Genomic DNA, 21776 nt, shown 5'->3' on the forward strand with positions numbered 1-21776 from the left:
TGGTTTCAATCCCTGATAGGGATTATTTGAAATTTCAACCTTAGCAGAAGAAATAATTAGGGAAGGGCTAGACACTTTCGTTTCAATCCCTGATAGGGATTATTTGAAATTTCAACAGCGGAAGCCGGAAAACTAATCTGTATTTGGTTTTCAAGGTTCGGTTTCGCGGATGGTCTGATTTTATCATCTCAAAATTTAAATTAATTTACGCAAAAATGCTGAAACCTAGTCTATGTAAGGTGCGCGGATAGTTTTAATTAAATTTTTCTGCAAAGGCTTGTACTGGAAGGAACACAATGATTTTTCTGCAAGCTTAATTTTCTACACCAACCCATCCGCGCATCCAGCCAAAAAATTTTAGAACTCTTTGTGTTGATAAGCTAAGTACACAGCCTCTAAGAATACATCAGGAGGAACTTCTGGCAATTTGTCTAAGTTCACAATTGCTGCAACCTGCTGAGTTAATTTAGAAGCAAGTGCAATTCTTGATTTTGGGGTCATTGCGCTGCGTCGCTGTAAATATTCCCGAATTACGGCAAAATCATCTGGTAATAGTTGTGATAAATCGGCAATGCCTAGCAATTCTGTATACAGTAACCTAGCTTGTTCGGAAATTGTGAATGTCGCCGATGCCGTGGCTGTTTGGGACTCAATCACAATTGTACCAGCCGCCCAATCACCAAGCCGTTTTTCTCGGCGGCTAAACATAATTAAAAAAGCCCCCAAAAATAAAAATTCGTCTAAAGGTCGCAGTAAGGCACGTAAAGTTGCTTGTGCTAACCCAACAGGTCTACCATCATCTCGAACGACACGAATTTTAACCAAGCGTTTTCCTGGGGTTTGTCCTTGCCACAAAGTTTCAAAAAATACGAAATAACCAGCGTAAATTCCGAAGAGAATTAAGAAGGTAATGGCAATTAACCAAAGTCCAAGTTGGGAACCAAAAGTATTGTTATCTTGCCAAAAATCAGCTAACTGACCAGAAATTGTAATCCAGGTATAGATGCATAGTACTAAAATTCCGGCTAATACTAAATAGTCAATTAGTAAAGCCCAAGCACGGTTCCCTATACCAGCGAGTGTAAATTCTAGTTCGACACTTTCGGGGGTGCGGAATTTAACGCGGTTAAAAATATCCATAATAATATTTGTACTAGTTTTTAAATTTCGCGATCGCGTAACTGCAAGCCTAACCCTTCACGACGGCTGCGTAGGTCATAATAAATCACCGCTTTGACTGTTTGCCAAAACGGCAGAATCAAAGCACCACCAGTGAAACTTAAAGCCAGAGCTAGTACAAAATAAACTAGAGTAAAAAATCCAGAATTTTCTCTAATTAATGGCAAAAAAGCAAACTGAAGAATAGTAGAAATAATCTGAACTGCAATTTGAATAGGTATTGTAATCAAAAAGGCCACAAACGAAATAAATAAAATTCGCCAAACGTAACCCTGGGTTAACTCCCAACTGCGGCTAATAGTTGATGTAGCCTCAACATTATCTTCAATAGCTAAGGGTACTTCAACTAAGTAAAATCTGGTTAAAAGCCACAAAACTGCCACAAAAGCCGCAATACCTATCACAACACCTATAACCACAAATAAAACATAGCTGGCAGGATTTCCTTGTTGAGCAACTCCTCCAACTAATGCTGCTGATAAAACACCTAACAGTGTAAATAAAATTAACGCACCTATGCCAACACCAATACCTACTAGAAACATTAACAAAATCGTCAGCAAAAACTGCCACAATCGAGAATTGACAAAGCGCTCACCCGATGACATACTCTCAGGTTGATTGACTAATTCGCCAAAAGCTAGGCGAGAAATCAGTGCTGTTAGGGCATAAAATTTTGCCCATCCATAAATTGGAATCAGTAGCCACACGTAAGCTCGCAATGCCAGTAAAAAATAATCTTTCAGATGAGAACGATACAGCCGCATTCCAGCACTAACCACATTCCCTACACTGAGTGGTTGCATAGGGCTGGGAGAACCAATGTTTCCAGACATGATGCTAAATTTCCTTGAAAGTACAGTGGTAAATTTGTGGCTATCTTAAGGTACGTTATAGCAATTCGTAATTCGTAATTCGTAATTCGTAATTCCTACTCCCTACTTCCCACTGACTATATGAATATTCAACGTTGGATTGCACGACGAGAACCAAATTGGCAGCGTTTGGATGCCTTATTAAAGCAAGTAGAAAAAAAAGGGCTGAAATCAGCACGGGCAGAGGAAATTAGAGAATTAGCTAGTTTATATCGTTCAGTAGCAGCTGATTTAGCACGCGCCCGTACACAACAAGTTGGTCAAACTTTAATCCACAGTCTACAAATTTTAACAACTCGTGCTTACACACAGATTTACCAAGGTTCACGTCGTCAAGAATGGCGGGCGGCGCTGGAATTTTACCGTTGGGGCTTACCATCTGTGGTGCAGCAAACGTTTCCTTACATTGCTACGGCTACAGCTTTGTTTTTGCTGGGGGCTGTGGTGGCTTGGTGGTATGCTTGGCAAGACCCAACATTTATGTCGCTGATAGTACCGCAACACTTAATTTCTCAAGTACGCGATGAGCATAAATTATGGATGGGGTCGATTGTAGGAGTTGAACCGTTAGCATCCAGCAGCATCATGATTAATAATCTTTCCGTATCTTTTGGTGCGGTTGCTGGTGGAATCACGGCGGGAGCATACACAACTTATTTAATGGTCTTCAATGGTTTATTAATTGGTGCTGTTGGTACTTTAGTCGGTCAAAATAATCTGGCTTACCCTTTTTGGGCTTTTGTATTTCCTCACGGTTCTCTGGAGTTACCAGCTATCTTTTTTGCTGGCGGTGCTGGTTTGTTATTAGCAAAAGCAATTTTGTTTCCTGGTAAATATCGTCGTGGTGATGCTTTAAAGTTCTATGGTTCTCAAGCTGCACAATTAGTTTTTGGCATTGTACCAATGTTGATTATTGCTGGTACGATTGAAGGCTTTTTTTCTCCTAACCCTAATGTGCCAGATCCAATTAAATACCTAGCTGGACTAGGATTATTTGTGTTTCTAGTGTTGTACTGTAACCGCAAACATCATGAGTAATGGCGTACATCTGTACGCCATTACTATAGGACTTCTATTTGATTTTTGCGAGGCTAGGTACACTTTCTATTCCCCGTTCCCTGTTCCCTACCTTCACGAGTAAGTTCAGAAATCAAATCAGATTACTATATATCAAAATGTTTCCACCCAAGGTCGTAATTCAACTTCCCATGTCCAAGCACTGCGGGGTTGGCGGAGAATGTTGAGGTAAGTTTGAGCGATCGCATCAGGATCTAGTAAACTATCAGGCTTATCTGCTGGTTCTTGATATTTCGCCGAACGAATCACACCATCAATAATAAAGTGCGCTACATGAATATTCTGCGGTGCTAGTTCCCGCGCGATGCTTTGCACTAAACCCCGCAAGGCAAATTTACCCATCGCAAACGGTGCAGAACGCGGATAACCTTTGACACTAGCCGATGCACCTGTAAAGAAAATTGCGCCTTCGCCTAATTTCAACATCCGTTTAGCTGCGGCTTGAGCTACTAAAAAGCCACCATAAGCAGTAACTTCCAGAGATTTAGCAACCTCGCTGGGGTCAAGTTCAATCAGTGGCCCTGTGACTCGCAAACTCGGATTATAAATCACAACGGTTGGCGCTCCCAGTTTTTGTTCTACATCGTTGAACAGTTGGTTTACTTCGTTTGGTTGAGAAGCATCACAAGCAAAACTAACTGCGCCAATCTCTTGAGACAATTTACTGAGCTTATCAATGCGTCGTGCTGCTAAACCAATGCTCATTCCTTCACCTGCGAATAGACGCGCTAAGGATGCGCTCAGTCCATCACCAGCACCGACAATTAATGCAGTGGTTGCCATTGCCTTAATTTCTCCTGATCAGCTTTCAGGTTTAATTTACTAGTTTTTGTCTGGCTATTTCAGCTATTGATGAGTTTTTCGCGGGACACAATATCACACGCCATACTGCTTAAACCACGCTTGGAGTTTTTGCCAGCCTTCTTTTGCTTCTGCTTCGCGGTAGGATGGGCGATAATCTGCGAAAAAGGCGTGGGGTGCATCTGGGTAGACAATAATTTCAGATTTGCTGCTGCTGGATTTGAGGCGATCGCGCATTTGTTCTACTGTATCTAAAGGAATTCCTGTATCTTTACCGCCGTAAAGTCCCAGTACAGGCACTTTTAAGGTTGATGCAATATCTACGGGATGTTTGGGTGTCAGTTCAGTACTATTGCCTACTAGTCTTCCATACCACGCTACACCTGCTTTGACTTGGGGATTATGTGCAGCGTACAGCCATGTAATGCGTCCACCCCAACAAAAGCCTGTAATTCCGATTCTATTGGCATTACCCTTTGCAGATTTCACTGCCCAGTTTACTGTCTGATCAAGGTCTGATAGTACTTGCTCATCTGGAACTTTGCTGACTACTTGCCGAATTTCGTCTATGTTGCTTAATTTTGACACATCGCCTTGACGCACGAATAATTCTGGTGCGATCGCTAAATACCCCAATTTGGCAAAACGACGGCAAACATCCTGAATATGCTCGTGTACACCAAAAATTTCTTGAATCACCAAAACAATCGGGAAATTTTCACCTTTCGTAGGTACGGCTCTGTAGGCAGGGATTTCGCCATTTTTAACCGGAATTTTCACCGCGCCAGCTGTTAGTCCCTTGCTATCGGTGGTAATCACTTTGGCAAACACAGGCTGTACTGCTAACACAAAGCCTGTCGTTAGGGAGGCAGTGGCGATAAATTGGCGACGTGATATTTCTTTCATCATCATATCTGGTTTTGGTCGATGTTTTGATGTAAAAAATTACCTGACTGTAACCAGCCATCAGAGACGGGTAATAGTTAGATTTACTAATAATCATTATTGCTAAGTATTACATATTTGGCCGAGTAGAAGGGTCAAGGGGTGTAAGGGTTTTTTATAGTCATACGTATGTTCTCACGGACTAGAGCGAGTTGATAGCTAAATATTTGGCTTGTATTTCACCAAAGTATGTGCAATACTTTTGATTATTCTACGGTAAATCTATAGAATTAACGTAATTTAATGGCTCAACAAGTAAACTGGAGTTTGCTGGAGCTTGAGGCTGACATTTAAATTGCCATAGTCCGTCGTATTTCATCTGAGGGAACATTTCATGAGTAACCTACAACTTTACTTTGCCAAAGCCTCTACCTTCTCCCAGAGAACCCGCGTAGTTTTGCTAGAAAAAGGTATCGACTTTACCCCGATTGAAATTGACTTACAGAACAAACCATCTGAGTTCACGCAGATTTCGCGCTATGGCAAGGTTCCGGCAATCAAGCATGGTGATGTCGAAATTTATGAATCTGCCATTATTAATGAATATTTAGAAGAAGTTTTTCCAGAGCCAGCTTTATTACCTCATGATCCTACGACAAAAGCGATCGCTCGAATTTGGATTGACTATGCCAATACTCGCTTTGTCCCTGCGTTTAACAAATTCCTGCGTGGTAAAGATGCTCAAGAACAAGAACAAGGGCGAAAAGAATTTACTGAAGCTCTTTTATACATTGAGCAAGAGGGATTAGGTAAACTTTCTGGTAATGGCCCTTACTGGTTTGGTGAGCAGTTAAGTTTAGTTGATATCAGCTTTTATCCCTGGTTTGAGCGTTTACCCGTCCTCGAACACTTCCGCAAGTTCACATTACCAACGGAAACACCTCGCTTACAGCAATGGTGGAATGCAGTGCAAAATCGTGAGTCGGTCAAAGCAGTAGCAAATCCTGTGGATTTCTATTTGCAAAGATTTGCCAAGATTCTTGGTGAACCTAATGGTGTTGCAGTGGCTCAAAAGTAAGAATTATTCAAAGGGGACAGGCAACAGATGCACCACCACGAGAAAGCATTGAGTTACGAACACTAGTTTTTTACGCGGCGTAAACAAGTTTTTTCTTCAGAGTAGGTTCTACAATTTGCGGTTACGGTTAATTTAGGGAGTAGTAATTTCTACTCCCTATTCCCTATTCACCACTCCCTGATTAATACAAAGATGCCAACACTTTATCAGCTGCTGCTCGGAATGCAGTGGCTGCACCGGCACTCATATCACGGGGCGCACAAACACGATTTCTGACATAGGCCAGGGCGATCGCACCAACTGCTGATACTGTTGTTTCTATACTGTTTTTGCCACCAGTCCGCCCGCCTGGTAAGGGTGCGCTATCACCACTAATCAAATATTCTGCCAGTAATCTCAGATGCAAATCCACTGCTTCTTTGATTGCGGTAATATCACCATCTGTTGCTAATGCTTGCACGCCTGAATTTTTGATAATATCTGCGATCGCAGCTTCATGGTTATCGCTGAGTCTTTCAGCTGCTTCGGCTCGATATTGAATAGCTTCGCTGTCTGCTGCATCCAAAGGTAAAGCATTCCCAGTTGGTTCAACACCAAATCTCCGCCGCAAAAGTAAATTGTTGGTGGTACTGTCTGACCTCACCCGATGATAGGCGGGGCGTTCATTTAATGCTGCAAACCAAGCATTAATCCGAGGGAAGCGGGAATTTCCTTTGATGTGATAGCCCCGATACACAGGTAAGTTCGCCGCCAGTCTGTCTAGATGAGGACTATACATAATATCAACTAAGCTAAAAGTTGATAAAAAGTAAGGGCCTGGATATTTGCCCAAAGTTTGCTCAAGTTCTTCTAACTTCGCTTCAAAGGTAGCTTGTAAGTTGGCTAACTCATCCGCATCGGTGGGAGTTTCTCTCAAGAATTTATAGGCAAGATTGCGAAAACCATTGGTTTCTGCATCTTCCACCCACTGTCTAGCAACGGCGTTTTCTTCTGGGTCTTCAGGAAGTAGTGACGGACTAGGAAATTGTGCTTCTAAAGCTAAAAGAATATCTTTGGATTCGTAAACTAACTGACCTTCAATTTTAGCCGCTGGGACAAGGGTTGTGGGAACTAAATCGGTATACCATTTGGGTTTATTGCTTAGGTCAATAAACTCTGTCTCAAAGGGAATTTCTTTTTCTTCTAAGGCAAACCAAACTCTTTCACAGAAAGGACACCAAGAATTTGTATCCCGGTAAAGTAATACGGGTGGTGTTGTCTCTGGTGGTAGTTTATGCAGACTACTGGGAATGGGCGCAGTAGAAGGGGACTGTCCTGGTCTACGCACCCGCCGCGCTGGGGTGTGTTTTTGGGCAATTTCCCATAAATTTTCCCAGGTAGATACTGTCGTTTGAGTTGTCATTTTTATTTTTGCTATTTCAAAAATTTTGCTTAGTCTGTTACCAGTCCTGTTGTGTGGGGCGAATGAGGATTTCGTTGACATTCACCCGTGGCGGTTGAGTCACTGCATAGACAATAGCGGCGGCTATATCTTCGCTTTGTAGTGGGGTGACGGTTTTACGTCGTTCTTCACTACGCTGCTTGATGATGGGATCGTCAATATGGTCGTTGATTTCTGTATCAACCAAACCTGGCTCGATGATGGTGACGCGGATGTTTTGTTTGCAAACTTCTTGACGCAAGGCTTCTGAGAAACCATTCACACCCCATTTAGTGGCGTTGTAGATCCCAATACCAGCCCTGGCTGTGCGACCCGCCACTGAGGAGATGTTGACAATATGTCCAGAATTTTGCGCTTTCAAAATCGGCAAAACGGCGTGTGTTGCATAAAGCACTCCCAAGATGTTGACATCAATCATCTTTCGCCAATTTGCTGTATTACCGCCATCAATGTTGCCAATAACTGCAATCCCGGCATTATTGACTAAGATATCGATGCGTCCAAAGGTGGCGATCGCTTTTTCTACTAAATTTTTTACTTGAGTTTCATCGGTAACATCTGCCACTATCGGTAATGCCTTACCGCCACTCTCGGCAATCCGTCGTGCTACTGCCTCTAAACGGTCTGAACGCCTAGCTGCAATTACTACTTGCGCTCCTTCCGCTGCTAGGGCGATCGCTGTTGCTTCACCTATACCAGCGGAAGCTCCTGTAATAATTACTACTTTTTCTTCTAGTTTGCCGACCATCTGTTTGTCCTAATTAACACTTCACATCACTTGTATTCATCAATAAATTGCTTTGTTCCATTGCTAATAACTTGATTTTTAGAACAGTCTATGAGAAAGTATATTCATAATATACGGTTTGTTTATCGATTTATCGTATTTTACTTAAAACAAATTAGCAAAGCATTTTGATAAATAGATAAGCAGTGTTTATTTAATGTTTTATCTAGAGTGGATAAAGTTCATCTATCAAAGAGCTTACTAATCAATCGCTTAGGTATTTATTGACTGCTAATTTTTGGAAGAATTTACAAGCTGAAATCTATAAAGGAGTAACCAATGATCTCTATTACTTTAGAAAGAGAATTATTGGATGAAGTATTTTGGACTGTAAAACCATCGTTAAAATTGCCAATTAAAATTCAGCTATTAGTTGAAAAAGACCAAATCAAACAAGATATATGGGAAGTGCCGACAAAGCGGCTAAATGCTGTCGAAGCTGGTAGCTAATATCTAGCTAATATTTGTATTTTTGTAGCCTGGATAACTTGACAAGCTAATTTGTTAAGTTTAAATTCTGAGGTGTTTTGCAAAGCGCTGTGACAGCAAAAACACTTGGAGATTAATCAATGTTGAAAAATTTAGAAATTCAGTGGATGCAACTGCGCTGGCCTGTTGTGATTAGCGCCGCATTATTAATGCCTTTAAGTTTAAATGCCCCTGCTATATCTCAACCTATTCTACAGACAACACAAAAAGCAGCAGGCAAAGATTTAAGACAATTAAGAATTAACCGCAGGTTATGGAATCAGCAAAATATCAAAAATTACCGCTATACACTATCTAATAGTTGCTTTTGTATACCCGAAGCTAGAGGGCCTGTAGTCATTACAGTTCAAAATGGCATCACAACATCTATTACCACAACGACAGGTGAGCCAGTTAGTAACCCAGAATTTTTTGAAAGATATAAAACAATTCCGAAATTATTTAATGTGATTGCTGATGCGATCGCTCGTAAAGCAGACAATATTGATGTGCAATACAACTCTGCACTTGGCTATCCCACCCAAATCAACATTGACTACAGCTTTCAACAAGCTGATGAGGAACTGTTCTTAACAATTGAAAATTTTCAACAATTGTAGAGATGTGGCGATGTTAAACCGCTACAATTGATTCCGTGCTTTTAATTGCAGATATCGTTCAACTAACTGATCAGTAATTTGATTTGCTGGTGCATCAAGTACTAAGACACCTTTTTGCTTTAGCTGGGCAAAAGCAACTTGACGTTGTGCTAATAAATCTAGGGCAACAGCACGACTATAAGCGGCTGTGACTTCTTGAGTAAATGTATGCGCCAAGCGATCAACTTGGGGATCTCGCAGGGTGACACAGAATGGTAGATAACGCGGTGCTAATCGCGAAAGTGCAGCTAATAGTTCTGTAGAAGCAGTTACATCGACTAAATCAGTGATTACTACTACAAGGGCGCGGCGAGTTTGCCGTTGCACAACATTGGTAACAGCGCCTAAATAATCAGATTCTAGTAAAACTGGTTGAATTGGAGTCAAATAATCAATTAACTTACCTAGATGAGATTGTCCGCGTTCTGGAGAAACCCAGGTGTGCATTTGATTGTCAAATACACCCACGCCGACGCGATCGCCTCTATGTAACCCTGCTAATGCTAAAGATAAAGTAGCATTCAAACCCCAATCAAATCGCTGTAAGCCTTGAACTCGTGCCGTCATCAACCGACCGCGATCTAATAAAATTATTAAGGTTTGCTCTTGTTCTGGTTCCAACACCCTCACCAAAGGCGGTGTATTACCACCAGTGCGACGGGCGGTAGCTTTCCAATCAATAAACCGTAAATCATCACCTGTGCGGTAGTTACGCAGTTCTGCAAACTCTGTACCGATACCCATACGCCGAGATTGGCGAATTGAACCAGATGATTGTAAAGTGAGGCGGATTGAGAGCGATCGCAACCCAATTAAATCAGGATAAACTTTGACTGAAACACTTTGCGGTATCTGCCAATCATGCCAAGCTAACCCCCAAGTCCCCAACTGTCGCACTTGAATATTCCCCCAAGGAAATTCGCCGCGCCCTGTCGGGTGGACAGTGTAGGTTAATTCTTGCGTAGTGTTGGCGGGAATAATGGCGCTGAGTGTTGGTGTAGATACGCCAAATTCTGGGGGGTAGTAATCACGAATTTGAATAATTGCGTCAGTGTTTGCGGCTGTTACCGTCAGCATCACCGGATTATCTCGCCCAATAGATAACCGTTGCGGTAATTCGCGCTTTATTTGCACACGCAAAGGCCGGACTCGCACACCATCCACAATCATTAGCGCTAGAACGATCGCATCAAATAATAAAGTGATGGCGATGGTGACGGGAATGGAGAGAAATAGGGATAGGATTGGTGCGATCGCAATTCCTGATATCAATAAAAAATAAACTCTTTTAGAAGCAACCATTTTTTGAAGTATGAAGTGATTTGAAGTATGAAGTGTGAAGTATGAAGTATGAAATTAAGAGGGTTTGTTTCTTTTGGCTTTCACGATGATAGTTGTGATTACGGCAATTATTTCTTCTGTTTCATTCATTAGGGGTAGTAAGCGTTGGCTAGAAACAATTTCTGATTTATTTAGAATGCGAAGCCAGTATAAACTTTCTCTAGCTTCTTTTTGAGCAATACTATATTTATGAATAAAGTCTGCTTTACTTTCTCCTGATTTAGCTTCTTCAAGGTTAGCTCCTATTGAAGTTGCTGATCTAAGATATTGTTTACCAATAATCCAACCCGCTTGGTCTTTTCCTTCTTGCAAAAACTGATATAATTTAACCGCACGTAACACATATTCAAACGACCTTTCCCGAATATCCCAAGCACCAGGCTTTTCCTCTTTCATACTTCATACTTCACACTTCATCTTGGTACTTGTACTTGATTAATTACTGACGCAATAATTGCATCAATTTGTAAGCCATCTAGCATTGCTTCTGGTTTGAGAAGTAAGCGATGACGCAACAGTGGTGAAGCTACAGCTTTGACATCATCTGGTGTGACAAAATCACGTCCAGCTAACCATGCGGCTGCTTGCGATGTTTGCAACCAAGCACCAGCCGCGCGGGGTGATGCGCCTAAAGCTAAATCGGGAAATTGACGCGAAGCTCTCACTAAACCTAAGAGATAATCGATAATCTTCTCAGATACTTGCACTTGTTTAACTTCTTGTCGTGCTTGTAAAATATCAGCTACTGTTGCTACTGGTTGTAAACGACTAATATCTATACGTCGCGCTGCAAAACCTGCTTGACGATTGAGTAACATTTGTTTTTCTGCGGATTGGTCAGGATAATCTACTAATAGTTTGAATAAAAATCTGTCTAACTGCGCTTCTGGTAAAGGATAAGTACCTTCAAATTCTAAAGGGTTTTGTGTTGCAATTACCCAAAATAAATCTGGCAAGGGTAAACTTTCACCATCTAAAGTAACTTGCATTTCTTCCATTGCTTCTAACAGCGCCGCTTGTGTTTTGGGTGGAGTGCGGTTAATTTCATCTGCAAGCAGTACTTCGGTAAAGACTGGCCCTTTTTTGAGTGTAAAACTGCGAGTATTTAAGTCAAAAATATTTGTCCCAGTAATATCTGATGGTAAAACATCGGGGGTAAGTTGTATGCGACGAAAGTCACCTTGAATTAACTGCGCTAAAACTTTGACTAATAGTGTTTTACCTGTTCCTGGTACACCTTCTAAAATTACGTGTCCGCCTGCTAACAACGCCACTAGCAACTGCTGTATAAGGCTAGATTGTCCGACGATGATTTGATTTAGCTTTTGTTCAAGTTCAATTAAAACAGAATGATTTTGGCTCATAATTTTATCAATAAGAATTTAGTATCGATTCTGGACAACGCCTAAAATTAACGTGAGTTTGACAAACCTCTCTCTTCCAGTTTTCTTCTCCTATAACCTACGGTGTAAACACAAGTCCCGTTACTTGGTAATGTGTTAATGCATCGCCTCGCATTGTTATTGCATTGACCTGCAATGTTAATGCATCGCCTCACATTGTTATTGCATTGACCTGCAATGTTAATGTATCGCTTCACATTGTTATTGCATTGACCTGCAATGTTAATGCATTGACTTGCAATGTTAATGCATCGACTTGTAAAAATTAACTTACTCTACTGGCGCGACAACTATAAAATACTTGTGTATACACGGTAGCTTTATAGAAGAGACGTTTGGACAGAAGTTAAATCTAATCCATCAAACTCATGTTGATTTAAAACTTTCTTTGTTGATGGGTTGAGTATTCTGACTCCTGGTTTATTTTTGAATTTCCTTCAGGTTTCGCCATTTTGCCAACCAACTTAACAGTTCTCGTTCACTGATGCGTTGTTTTCGAGCGGATAATTTTAAGACTGCATCTAGTTCGGCTGCACTTGTGCCTGTTTTTTCTTGCCAAACTTGCAACAGTGTTTGACGTTCTAATGGTATTGTGCCTAATCCCAAAGTTTTTTGTAGTTGTTTTTGTTCTTCTTTACCAAGCATTTCGACAACAAAGTCGCTGGATTCTGCTTTTTCTAATACTCCCGCCAGTGCTTGAATATATGCTTGGCTATTATCTATGACTGGAGTCTCTAAAGCTATTGGTTTACCAAAGCGTTGATTTTTTGCCCAAATTAAGACTAATAGTAAAACTCCTACTTGAACTAGTGCAGGTAACAGCGGTGTTTTTGCAAAATAGCTGAATAAGTCGCCTTCGCCTTGACTTTCTCTAACATCTGCATCTTTATAACCATGAATATATTCATCTACAAATATTTTGTTGCCTTTTTGGTTGACTAAACTGGCAAGATACTGGAAGTTACTTAAATTATCTTGGTAGGCATTGGCTGCTAAATAAGGAGTAGTCGCAAAAATCACTTTACCTTTAGCAGTTTTTTCTTCCCAAACCACAGCACCAAAGCGATCGCCTAAAGAAATTTGCTGCTTTTCTACTTTGATATTACGTCGTCGCGTAGCAATTTTAATATCACCGAAAGCTGATTGTTGCAGAGAGTGAAAGTTAGCTTCTGTCACGGGTGTTTTGACACCTAAAACTACCAGATTATTGCCTTTGTCTACCCATTCATGTTCATCAAACCTTAAATAAGGTTCTCTAGGGGAACTACTCACCCGTAACAGTGTCACAGGAGTTTTTTCATCTTTAAAATCATCAAGAGGTTTTTGCCAGCGCCCAATAGTAATACCTTGCTGTTGCATATAAGCATACCAAGCACCATAGCCATCAGCAGCCCGACTGTAAGTAGACCCAGCGTAAATTTTCGTGTTAGGTGCAGCAAATAAGCTAAGTATAATTATTACACCAAGAGCGATCGCTCCTATCCAAGCAGTGCGGTTTGAATTTTTCATAAATTAAGTGCTGAGTGCTGAGTGCTGAGTGCTGAGTGCTGAGTTGTTTTGTTGATTAACAATTTCTTGGTAAGCTTGCTGGCATTGCTGATAATTTTCTGGCACAATCTCAGCATTGCTAAAACATAATTGCTCGTGGGTAGTAATTAAAGTTTCGTAAGGTTGTACTGGGGTGACATTGGAACGTAGTAATTGTAAATACTCCCCATCGGTACGGCTGAATTTGTGAGGGATGAGCTTAGTGTCATGCAAGTGTTGTAAGATTGCCAAGTAAAGACAACGACAAGCTTCTCGGTAGTTGCCTTGACGGTAAAATTCTTGCGATCGCTCTAGCCACAGTGCTACAGATAAATCATCGCCGCGATTTTTAGCCGCAGCATCAGAAGAATTTTTTCCCCTAGATAGCCAAGAATATATGTAAGGACTGAATTCTTGCCACAAGCGCCAAACCACGAAAGCCACAAATAACGCAAGTATCAGCCAAAACAACAACGTCAGCAAATTACTCAACCAAGGACTAATTTTCCATCCTGGAGACAAGCGCGGTAAAGAATTTTGAAAGCGGTCAAGTTGGTATTCTATCCATTCGCCGACTTGTTGCTGGAGTTGAGACAACTGCCAACTCCAGCTAGTTTTTTCAAAGGTATCAGTGGACATAAGTAATGCTATTTTTTGCTCTTTTGTAGCATTATCCAGCCAACGAAAACAAGCAACGCACCAAATACGAGAAATCCCAAGTCCCAAGCTAACTGATTTGTTCCTGGTTTTACATGATGGATACCGAGAATTTGGTGGTCAATAATGCCTTCAACTACATCAAATAATCCAGCACCGATGAGTATAGAGCCAAAAAAGGTTTTTCCTGACCAATCAACATTTTCACGACCGCCAGCACGCCACAATAGAATGATTCCGGTCACAGTCAACACAAAGTCTAAGACATGAAAAAAGCCATCCCAGGCCATGTTTAAATCTATATTTGAATCGTTGGTTAAAGGTTTAACACTACTCAACATGTGATGCCATTGCAAAATTTGATGCAGCAAAATTCCATCAATAAAGCCACTTAACCCAAGACCCAAGATAATTCCAGCCACAATCAGTGGTTGCTGCTGATAGAAAATTTCATTCTTTGTCACAATCATTAACCTTAGATATAAGTTTTGCTACCACAATAAATTTGTTGTGTGTGGAATATCTTCTATCTTTTGGTATTAACTGGGTTTTCAGATTTTTAAAACTTTTATTTGTAAATTTATATATTATTTCTGAAATATAGGTAATAGCGTGACAAAACTGAGTTGATCAATTATCTAGATAAAATCAACCGCAGATCAGCGCCGATAAAATATGAAACAGATTTGGAATGGGTGCAGCATAGTTTTACAGGTATTAGTTACAGTTACTTTTGCAACTCCTGTATTTGCTGAAATCGTCAATATTAACTTGTTGCAACTCAATGACATCTACGAAATTACGCCAGTGGAGGACGGAACACGTGGAGGTTTGGCGCGTGTGGCTACTTTAAGAAAACAACTGCGTCAAGCAAACCCTCGCACCTACACTGTGTTGGCTGGAGATTTTTTAAGTCCTTCGGCGTTGGGAACTGCCAAAATTAACAATACACCTTTAGCGGGTCAGCAGATGGTAGCTGTAATGAATGCTTTAGGTTTAGACTATGCAACTTTTGGTAATCATGAATTTGACATACCGGAAAATTTATTTTATCAACGTTTGCAAGAATCTCGGTTTCGTTGGTTTTCTGGTAATGTATCGGATAGTAAAGGTCAACCTTTCAAAGGTGTTCCTAGGTCGATAGTATTTAATGTTAAAGGCGATCGCGGTGCTATAGTCAAAGTCGGGTTAATTGGTGTCACTCTCGATAGTAATAAACCTAAGTACGTTAGTTATGCAGATCCCTTGATGACGGCTAAACAGCAGGTAGCAGCGTTGAAGGGAAAAGTCGATATTTTAGTTGCTGTAACTCATTTACCTATAGAAAGCGATCGCATACTTGCAGAAACAATACCAGAAATTGACTTAATTCTCGGCGGTCATGAGCATGAAAATATTCAACAATGGCGAGGACGAGACTTTACACCCATTTTCAAAGCCGATGCTAATGCGCGTACAGTTTACGTTCATCAATTGCGCTACGACACTAAAAAGCGTAGCCTGCAAATTAACTCACGTTTAATGCCAATTACCGATAAAATTCCTGACGAACCGAAAACTGCACAGGTAGTCAAACAATGGGTAAACCGGGGTTATCAAGCCTTTCGTAACAATGGTTTTGAACCAACTCAAGAAGTTGCTAAAATCTCAGTTCCATTAGATGGTTTAGAAGCGAGTGTTCGCAACAAATCTACACTGCTAACCCAGTTAATTACTGAAGCGATGTTGCAAGAAGTCCAAAATGCAGATTTAGCTATATTTAATGGTGGTTCAATTCGAGTTGATGATGTAATTCCGCCAGGGTCAATTACGCAATACGATGTCATACGCATATTGCCTTTTGGTGGCAAAGTTGTCGCAGTAGAAATGAAAGGTACACTCTTAAAAAGAGTACTAGATCAAGGACAGGCGAATAAAGGAACTGGCGGCTATCTCCAAACAGCGAAAGTTACTCAAGAACCAACTTCAGGAAATTGGTTGATTAATGGTCAACTCTTGGACTTACAAAAAACTTATACAGTTGCTATCAATGACTTCTTAATTAGTGGGAAAGAACAACGATTAGATTTCTTAAATCTTCAACAACCAGACATGAAGCTAATTGCAGAGAAACGTGATATTCGTTTTGCAGTAATTGATCAATTAAAAAAACAAGCAACTGCTCTTGTCCGTTGACTCATGATATTCAAATCCCCGACTTCTTTAAGATGTTGGGGATCTAATGTAGTTGTTCAGGAATAATTGAGTAGTATTGTCTAGTATTTTACGTAATTCTACACAAGATATGTTAATAATATGTTTTAGTTTGAATAATTCCTGAATATTAAATAATGATAATCTAAAAATAAGCATACGAAATATATATTTCTTCATTATTTATACTGAATAAACTGATAATTTAAGAAATTTATTCCCTAATACTACTGTTATTAACTAGCATTAATTGATACTAAAATCTAAGTTGGTTGAGTCAAACTCCATTGATATATTTACAGTTACCAGTATGTCTATTTCACCAGCTTTAGTATTATTTATTATTTGGCTAACAATTACCTTTATATTTGCCAATTTATACAATAGTTTAATTACAAGAAAAAATCAGGTTGATTATGCCTTCTCTACAATTGATGTGTTGCTGCAAAAAAGATGGGATTTGATACCTAATCTTGTAGCGGTTGCCGAAAAATATATGCAATTTGAGCAGAAAACTTTAACAGAAATTGCTAAACTTAGAACTAGAGTTATATCAGAACGAGTAAGTGAAAGTACAAGAGTTGCGATCGAAGATCAAATTTCTAGAAGTTTAGACAATATTATAGTTGCAGTAGAAGCATATCCAGAACTCAAAACCAACGAACATTTTATTCAGTTACAGTATTCACTCAACGAAATCGAAGAACAGATTTCAGCCGCTAGAAGATTTTATAACAGTGCGGTTACTGAATATAACAATATTATCGAAATGTTTCCCACAAACTTCTTAGCATCTTGGATGAACTATCAGTTAAAAGTTCAATTCCAAGCATCGCCACAAGAAAAACAAAATTTGAATGTGAGGAATCTGTTTAATCAATAAACCATAACGTGATTTATAAAATTTTATAGGAAAGTTTCATGCCGACTGATTTAGAACTATTACAATCAGGCTTAGAAGCTCTCAAGCAAGAGCATTACTCAGACGCAGTCAGTTTGTTAGAAAATTTTTGTCAAATCTGCGAAACTAGTCCTGAAAAGAAGTTTAAGGAATATTTTGAAGCACAAGCAGCTTTAGTCAAAGCATATCACTTTACCAAACAACACTACGAAGCTCGTTTGCGCTGTCAAAAACTAGCAGCAAGTAATAATGCACAAATTCAGGCTTGGGCGCAGCGAATTCTTCAATCTTTACCTGCTGAATCTGCGGTAACAACTCCAGCAGTTCCTAATCGGACGGTTCTCGCATCAGAACAAGCAACCGCATTACTTGCAACTGGAAATAAAGCCCTAAAATTTCGCCGCTATGCTGAAGCTGTTCAAGCGTTAGAGGAGTATTGTCAAGGTACTGATGCAACAGTAAAAGAATATAATCAAGCGCAGATGTGGCTGGTTAAAGCTTATAAAGGAAATGAACAATTAGAAAAAGCGATCGCACTTTGTCAACAACTTACTCATAGTGAGCAAGAAGTAACGCAGATTTGGGCGCGTCAGTTTATTTCTACTTTAGCACCAGCCAATTCGACTGCTTCTGTCGCATCCTCAGAAACTGTTTCAGAATCAACTTCTCAATCTCAAACTATGCAGCCAGAAGAAAAAACTGCTCCTGTCAAAATGAGAATGAGAAGTTTAACTGAATTCAAAACATTCTGTCAAAATACTTTAGTAGATGATTTAAAAGAATTTGAAGCAGCCAGAAAACAAACTTTAATATCAGTTTTATTAGTTAGTAGTGTTATATTTATAATATTTTGCTTTTTACTTAAGTTCTTTCCTGTAGAATATATTATTTTTTGCTTGGTTAATAAAATCACCCTACCTTATTTTGTCATCTTTTTATTTTTATTAGGATTTTTAGCTTGTTTATGGGGCTGGATTGCCTTTTATACTTCTGCAACGGAAACTTATACTAATGGGTTTAAATCAAAAGTTATCCAAAACATTTTTGATTTTATTAATACAAATAAAAATCTGAACTATTCTAGTTACGCTTCCGCAGCAGATAATCAATATACGATGTCGGCTTTCGTTCATAGCCAGATTTTTCAAAGTTTATTAAAACCCAATAGAATACAGCAAAATGACTGCATTTTTGGGCAAGTCAATGAAACTCCTATCTTTTTTTCCGAAATTTGTGCAGAAGTTGAATTACAACACCGTTGGGTAAAATATTTAAGTTTTTCCCATCATTTAAAAATGTTACGTTCTATGATGGTTCCTCCATTTATCATTAGAATGGTTTTTGGATTTTTACTACCACTCTATTCAATATTATTAATAATCAAACTTGTTAAAAGTATTCCTTATATTGCTAGTAGAATAGTGCGAGGTAAAAAAATAAGTTATAGACATTTTGAAGAAGAAGTTTTAAAAAACGAAGTTTCGAGGAATACTGTATTCAAAGGATTATTTTTTCAAGCAGATTTTAATAAAAAAATTAACGGTAAAACCATAGTATTACCAAATTTATTAAATGCAAATATTAATTCTTTAAACAATAGAAAAGAAAAATTAATTAAACTAGAAGACCCTGAATTTGCAAAATTTTTTACAGTTTACGGAGATGACCAAGTAGAAGCAAGATATGTTTTGTCTACAAATTTGATGTCCAAGCTAGTTCAATTTAGAAAAAAAGCTCGAAAAAATATTTATGTGTCATTTGTCCAAAGCATGATTTACATAGCCATTGAGTATCCAGAGGATATTTTTGAACCTAAACTGTTTAAAACAATATTAAGCTTCGCCCCGATGCGAGAATATTTTGAAAATATACATCTCATGCTGGATATTGTTGAAGATTTGAATCTTAACAGACATATTTGGGGAAAAGAATAATATAAACTAATTCCCTACTTATCGTGTTTTTCACAACTTTGCCAAAATTTCTGGTAATAATTGACCAGGAACTTTTGATAAAGCTAGATTTTGTCCTTGAATGCCTAATTCGTTGTGGAAGGCGCGGATTGTTTTGATTACATAAGCAAAGGTGGTTTGATAAGCTTCTGGTTGTTTGCTTAATCCATTTAAGGCTTGCAAATGGTGATCTAATGCTACTTCTAAATGGTGCGATCGCGTGGGTTTATCGCCATTAAAAGAATTATCTGTAACTAACTGATAATGGGCTAATCCTAAGTTATTATGAGCAGCAAACAAATCAAAACTTAGCGGAATTCCATTCAAAGAATGTGCTAAAGCAATGGCTTCTTCGTAAGCAATAATTGATAATTTGAGTAACTTTTGCTTGCGTTCTTTAGGTGTTTGCGGCAAGTTAGCTAAATGCCAGTAAGCTGTAGCTAAATTATTTTGCGTAGCCGCGCAAGCACTCGGAACAGTGGCGGCAGTGCGATATTTTAAAGCTTCGCAGTAAACATCAATAGCTTGCTGAAGATTCTCGGCTGGTTGTTCGTATTGCGCTAAATTCCAGTAAGCAGTACCAATATTATTTTGAATCATCCCATATTTGAGCGGTTCCTGTTCGGGATTGTAGTGAGCAAGTGCTTGATTATATGCTGCGATCGCTTTTTTGAGATGCACTACTGGTTGATTATATTGTCCCAAATGCCAGTAAGCTGTACCTAAGTTGTTTTGGCAAGCAGCATACTTTAACGTATCCATCTCAACAGTACGATAGCGTAATGCTTCTATATAAGCTAACACCGCTTGTTGCCAGTTTTCCGATGGGTTAGCAAATCTCGCCAAATCACCGTAGGCTGTTCCCAGATTATTCTGCACCCGCGCATAAGTTTCTGGGTGAGTCTGCGGTGAAATCATTTTTAACGCTAAGTGATAAAATTCAATTCCCTGTTCAATGTAATTTTGTCCCGCCTCAACGTTGGGTGGGGTGCGGTACAACATCCAGTAAAGTGTGCCTAAATCATTGAGAATATCCGGTAATTGTGGTGATTGTTCATCATAGGCGATCGCTTCTTGATAAGCCAGAATTGCTACCATCAAATTTTCTAGGGTTGAATTTCCTTGTTCAATCCGCAGGCGATATAAGTTGCCCAACTGATGGTAAGCTGCTGCCAACTCTTCTTTTGTAGCTTGCTTAATATGTAATTGTTCAATTTCTAACAGAATTTGTTGTGGTTGCCAGTTATCTTCCTCTTCTTGAGCAATTTTGGCATTAATAGTTGCTAATACTAACTCTGTTAACTCCTGGCTAATATGCGACAAAGAAGACAGTGATGGAATAGGGCTAGTAGTCTCACTAGCTTTCACAGGAGATTCTGCCACTTGAGACTCATTTTTGACGAATCCCGGCGGTGGAGGTGGAATTTTCAAAACGCTACTAGCCTGCTTGGCTGTTGTTTCTACAGGAACAGTACCATTTTCTGTGAACTTTGGCTCTGTGGTTGGCGGGGCTTTGGGTTGTGCTTCAATTGTTGATTCAGTTAAACTAGTCCCCTCTAAACTCCCGAAATCCAAATTTCTCGAATTAGAAAAACGTTCTGGATAATTTAGATTGCGTTTTGCTGGTGTAGGTTCTCCAGCAAAGGTAAATATACCAGTACGCCAACGCCAAAACTGTGGTGCTGATTGCTGAATAGCTGACAACCAAGGACGCGATATCCACAACAGCACACTAGATTCGAGAAATCCGCTAGATTCTTGGCTAGAAAAAGCTTCTTCACTGAGGCGCAGATAGTGTAAAAATAACCGTTGAACTGCTACTGGTTGCTTGGTTAGCTGTTCTACACCCACAATTTGAAATGTCGGTATTGGTAAAGGTCTACCAGGGTTGTCTTTGGATGCACCCACAATTGGCGGGGGATAACTAGCCAGCCATTGATTGATCTGCGCTACGGGATTAGGATCATTTAAATTTAAACGCAAAGTTACTAATCGTGGATAAGCGGGAGTACTGATAGCTTCCACTCCATCTTGGGGCTGATATAAAACTTGCCCAACTGGATAAGCCAAAGTAGAGTGCAACCGCGCCGCTACTTGATTTCGTAACTGTAAATCATCACATACTGCTAAAAAAAGTTGTCGTCTTAAGCCTAAACTCAAGGCAAGTTTCAAACGGTGATATACTTGCCGATTCCAAGCAAAATTGTCGGTGTGTGCCGGGTCATTCACGCTCATGGTGGCTAAATAGCCAAAAAAACAGTGTACATCACCTTATCAGGGCGCATTTCAGTTGGCAAAACTGCCTAGTTCGGGGTCATCTTCCCACAGCCCTGGATCACCACGCAAGTGGCTTTCCTACTTACAATTCTTCTTTACTGAACGTTATTGAACTATGACTGCAATTGTCAAGCACAAACGTAAAATTTCATGGCTATATTTATAGCAGGGAATAGGGAACAGGGAACAGGGAACAGGCTTTAAAGTCGCTCAGTGTCCATGTTTGATCATGAGTCTTTGTCATTATCTCTGCTTCGACTGCTATATCAATATTC

Annotated in this window: 20 protein-coding genes and 1 CRISPR repeat array (1 of these 21 only partly in view); of the genes, 7 read left to right on the forward strand and 13 right to left on the reverse strand. The window is 39.7% G+C overall.

Going from position 1 to position 21776, the window contains the following annotated elements:
- Positions 1 to 116: direct repeats of the CRISPR family, unit length 37 nt; unit sequence GTTTCAATCCCTGATAGGGATTATTTGAAATTTCAAC (it extends 1890 nt beyond the left edge of the window).
- Positions 117 to 357: 241 nt separating this feature from the next.
- Positions 358 to 1140 (reverse strand): RDD family protein, encoded by a 783-nt coding sequence (locus ACMX3D_RS06300; RefSeq protein WP_482750592.1) that lies wholly within the window; start codon positions 1138 to 1140, stop codon positions 358 to 360.
- A gap of 20 nt (positions 1141 to 1160) precedes the next feature.
- On the reverse strand, positions 1161 to 2015 hold the full coding sequence (locus tag ACMX3D_RS06305; RefSeq protein ID WP_482750593.1) for a DUF975 domain-containing protein: 855 nt from the start codon (positions 2013 to 2015) through the stop codon (positions 1161 to 1163).
- 120 nt (positions 2016 to 2135) lie between these two features.
- Between ACMX3D_RS06305 and ACMX3D_RS06310 the strand changes: the two genes are divergently transcribed.
- The gene (locus ACMX3D_RS06310; RefSeq protein ID WP_482750594.1) at positions 2136 to 3092 is read left to right on the forward strand and encodes a stage II sporulation protein M; all 957 of its coding nucleotides are present in this window, start codon (positions 2136 to 2138) and stop codon (positions 3090 to 3092) included.
- Between the two features lie 132 nt (positions 3093 to 3224).
- On the opposite strand, the gene ACMX3D_RS06315 is transcribed toward ACMX3D_RS06310, so the two are convergent.
- Positions 3225 to 3914, reverse strand: a complete 690-nt coding sequence (locus tag ACMX3D_RS06315) for an SDR family NAD(P)-dependent oxidoreductase (protein ID WP_482750595.1) — start codon at positions 3912 to 3914, stop codon at positions 3225 to 3227.
- 93 nt (positions 3915 to 4007) lie between these two features.
- Positions 4008 to 4838 carry a dienelactone hydrolase family protein gene (locus tag ACMX3D_RS06320; RefSeq protein ID WP_482752285.1) on the reverse strand — a complete coding sequence of 277 codons (831 nt, stop codon included), beginning with the start codon at positions 4836 to 4838 and terminating at the stop codon, positions 4008 to 4010.
- A gap of 373 nt (positions 4839 to 5211) precedes the next feature.
- On the opposite strand from ACMX3D_RS06320, the gene ACMX3D_RS06325 reads away from it, so the two are divergent.
- Positions 5212 to 5895 carry a glutathione S-transferase family protein gene (locus ACMX3D_RS06325; protein ID WP_482750596.1) on the forward strand — a complete coding sequence of 228 codons (684 nt, stop codon included), beginning with the start codon at positions 5212 to 5214 and terminating at the stop codon, positions 5893 to 5895.
- A gap of 181 nt (positions 5896 to 6076) precedes the next feature.
- On the opposite strand, the gene ACMX3D_RS06330 is transcribed toward ACMX3D_RS06325, so the two are convergent.
- On the reverse strand, positions 6077 to 7297 hold the full coding sequence (locus tag ACMX3D_RS06330; RefSeq protein ID WP_482750597.1) for a glutathione S-transferase family protein: 1221 nt from the start codon (positions 7295 to 7297) through the stop codon (positions 6077 to 6079).
- Between the two features lie 37 nt (positions 7298 to 7334).
- A complete protein-coding gene (locus tag ACMX3D_RS06335; protein WP_482750598.1) occupies positions 7335 to 8084 on the reverse strand; it encodes an SDR family oxidoreductase in 750 nt (249 codons plus the stop codon).
- 318 nt (positions 8085 to 8402) lie between these two features.
- Between ACMX3D_RS06335 and ACMX3D_RS06340 the strand changes: the two genes are divergently transcribed.
- Positions 8403 to 8573 carry a hypothetical protein gene (locus ACMX3D_RS06340; RefSeq protein ID WP_482750599.1) on the forward strand — a complete coding sequence of 57 codons (171 nt, stop codon included), beginning with the start codon at positions 8403 to 8405 and terminating at the stop codon, positions 8571 to 8573.
- A 119-nt stretch (positions 8574 to 8692) separates the two neighbouring features.
- Positions 8693 to 9211, forward strand: a complete 519-nt coding sequence (locus ACMX3D_RS06345) for a DUF6174 domain-containing protein (protein WP_482750600.1) — start codon at positions 8693 to 8695, stop codon at positions 9209 to 9211.
- A 21-nt stretch (positions 9212 to 9232) separates the two neighbouring features.
- On the opposite strand, the gene ACMX3D_RS06350 is transcribed toward ACMX3D_RS06345, so the two are convergent.
- The 6 genes from ACMX3D_RS06350 to ACMX3D_RS06375 all read right to left on the reverse strand — a co-directional run bounded on the left by ACMX3D_RS06350 (position 9233) and on the right by ACMX3D_RS06375 (position 14642).
- A complete protein-coding gene (locus ACMX3D_RS06350; RefSeq protein ID WP_482750601.1) occupies positions 9233 to 10552 on the reverse strand; it encodes a DUF58 domain-containing protein in 1320 nt (439 codons plus the stop codon).
- A gap of 54 nt (positions 10553 to 10606) precedes the next feature.
- The gene (locus ACMX3D_RS06355) at positions 10607 to 10987 is read right to left on the reverse strand and encodes a four helix bundle protein (protein WP_482750602.1); all 381 of its coding nucleotides are present in this window, start codon (positions 10985 to 10987) and stop codon (positions 10607 to 10609) included.
- A 17-nt stretch (positions 10988 to 11004) separates the two neighbouring features.
- Positions 11005 to 11955, reverse strand: a complete 951-nt coding sequence (locus tag ACMX3D_RS06360; protein WP_482750603.1) for an AAA family ATPase — start codon at positions 11953 to 11955, stop codon at positions 11005 to 11007.
- 459 nt (positions 11956 to 12414) lie between these two features.
- On the reverse strand, positions 12415 to 13503 hold the full coding sequence (locus tag ACMX3D_RS06365; protein WP_482750604.1) for a DUF4350 domain-containing protein: 1089 nt from the start codon (positions 13501 to 13503) through the stop codon (positions 12415 to 12417).
- Positions 13504 to 13506: 3 nt separating this feature from the next.
- On the reverse strand, positions 13507 to 14160 hold the full coding sequence (locus ACMX3D_RS06370) for a DUF4129 domain-containing protein (protein WP_482750605.1): 654 nt from the start codon (positions 14158 to 14160) through the stop codon (positions 13507 to 13509).
- Between the two features lie 8 nt (positions 14161 to 14168).
- Positions 14169 to 14642, reverse strand: coding sequence for a DUF2243 domain-containing protein (locus ACMX3D_RS06375; RefSeq protein ID WP_482750606.1), 474 nt, complete (start codon positions 14640 to 14642; stop codon positions 14169 to 14171).
- Positions 14643 to 14853: 211 nt separating this feature from the next.
- On the opposite strand from ACMX3D_RS06375, the gene ACMX3D_RS06380 reads away from it, so the two are divergent.
- From ACMX3D_RS06380 to ACMX3D_RS06390, 3 genes are all read left to right on the forward strand, one after another.
- Entirely contained in the window at positions 14854 to 16353 is a 1500-nt protein-coding gene (locus ACMX3D_RS06380) for a bifunctional metallophosphatase/5'-nucleotidase (protein ID WP_482750607.1), read from the forward strand.
- 328 nt (positions 16354 to 16681) lie between these two features.
- Positions 16682 to 17254 carry a LemA family protein gene (locus ACMX3D_RS06385; RefSeq protein ID WP_482750608.1) on the forward strand — a complete coding sequence of 191 codons (573 nt, stop codon included), beginning with the start codon at positions 16682 to 16684 and terminating at the stop codon, positions 17252 to 17254.
- A 38-nt stretch (positions 17255 to 17292) separates the two neighbouring features.
- A complete protein-coding gene (locus ACMX3D_RS06390; RefSeq protein ID WP_482750609.1) occupies positions 17293 to 19206 on the forward strand; it encodes a DUF3137 domain-containing protein in 1914 nt (637 codons plus the stop codon).
- Between the two features lie 30 nt (positions 19207 to 19236).
- On the opposite strand, the gene ACMX3D_RS06395 is transcribed toward ACMX3D_RS06390, so the two are convergent.
- The gene (locus ACMX3D_RS06395; protein ID WP_482750610.1) at positions 19237 to 21459 is read right to left on the reverse strand and encodes a tetratricopeptide repeat protein; all 2223 of its coding nucleotides are present in this window, start codon (positions 21457 to 21459) and stop codon (positions 19237 to 19239) included.
- Positions 21460 to 21776 lie beyond the last annotated feature (317 nt).

The sequence above is a fragment of the Anabaena sp. TISTR 8404 genome, from assembly GCF_056847745.1.

Coding starts and splice junctions, on each gene's coding strand:
- ACMX3D_RS06300 (WP_482750592.1), bottom strand. CDS start 1,140: ATGGATATTTTTAACCGCGTTAAATTCCGCACCCCCGAAAGTGTCGAA.
- ACMX3D_RS06305 (WP_482750593.1), bottom strand. CDS start 2,015: ATGTCTGGAAACATTGGTTCTCCCAGCCCTATGCAACCACTCAGTGTA.
- ACMX3D_RS06310 (WP_482750594.1), top strand. CDS start 2,136: ATGAATATTCAACGTTGGATTGCACGACGAGAACCAAATTGGCAGCGT.
- ACMX3D_RS06315 (WP_482750595.1), bottom strand. CDS start 3,914: ATGGCAACCACTGCATTAATTGTCGGTGCTGGTGATGGACTGAGCGCA.
- ACMX3D_RS06320 (WP_482752285.1), bottom strand. CDS start 4,838: ATGAAAGAAATATCACGTCGCCAATTTATCGCCACTGCCTCCCTAACG.
- ACMX3D_RS06325 (WP_482750596.1), top strand. CDS start 5,212: ATGAGTAACCTACAACTTTACTTTGCCAAAGCCTCTACCTTCTCCCAG.
- ACMX3D_RS06330 (WP_482750597.1), bottom strand. CDS start 7,297: ATGACAACTCAAACGACAGTATCTACCTGGGAAAATTTATGGGAAATT.
- ACMX3D_RS06335 (WP_482750598.1), bottom strand. CDS start 8,084: ATGGTCGGCAAACTAGAAGAAAAAGTAGTAATTATTACAGGAGCTTCC.
- ACMX3D_RS06340 (WP_482750599.1), top strand. CDS start 8,403: ATGATCTCTATTACTTTAGAAAGAGAATTATTGGATGAAGTATTTTGG.
- ACMX3D_RS06345 (WP_482750600.1), top strand. CDS start 8,693: ATGTTGAAAAATTTAGAAATTCAGTGGATGCAACTGCGCTGGCCTGTT.
- ACMX3D_RS06350 (WP_482750601.1), bottom strand. CDS start 10,552: ATGGTTGCTTCTAAAAGAGTTTATTTTTTATTGATATCAGGAATTGCG.
- ACMX3D_RS06355 (WP_482750602.1), bottom strand. CDS start 10,987: ATGAAAGAGGAAAAGCCTGGTGCTTGGGATATTCGGGAAAGGTCGTTT.
- ACMX3D_RS06360 (WP_482750603.1), bottom strand. CDS start 11,955: ATGAGCCAAAATCATTCTGTTTTAATTGAACTTGAACAAAAGCTAAAT.
- ACMX3D_RS06365 (WP_482750604.1), bottom strand. CDS start 13,503: ATGAAAAATTCAAACCGCACTGCTTGGATAGGAGCGATCGCTCTTGGT.
- ACMX3D_RS06370 (WP_482750605.1), bottom strand. CDS start 14,160: ATGTCCACTGATACCTTTGAAAAAACTAGCTGGAGTTGGCAGTTGTCT.
- ACMX3D_RS06380 (WP_482750607.1), top strand. CDS start 14,854: ATGAAACAGATTTGGAATGGGTGCAGCATAGTTTTACAGGTATTAGTT.
- ACMX3D_RS06385 (WP_482750608.1), top strand. CDS start 16,682: ATGTCTATTTCACCAGCTTTAGTATTATTTATTATTTGGCTAACAATT.
- ACMX3D_RS06390 (WP_482750609.1), top strand. CDS start 17,293: ATGCCGACTGATTTAGAACTATTACAATCAGGCTTAGAAGCTCTCAAG.
- ACMX3D_RS06395 (WP_482750610.1), bottom strand. CDS start 21,459: ATGAGCGTGAATGACCCGGCACACACCGACAATTTTGCTTGGAATCGG.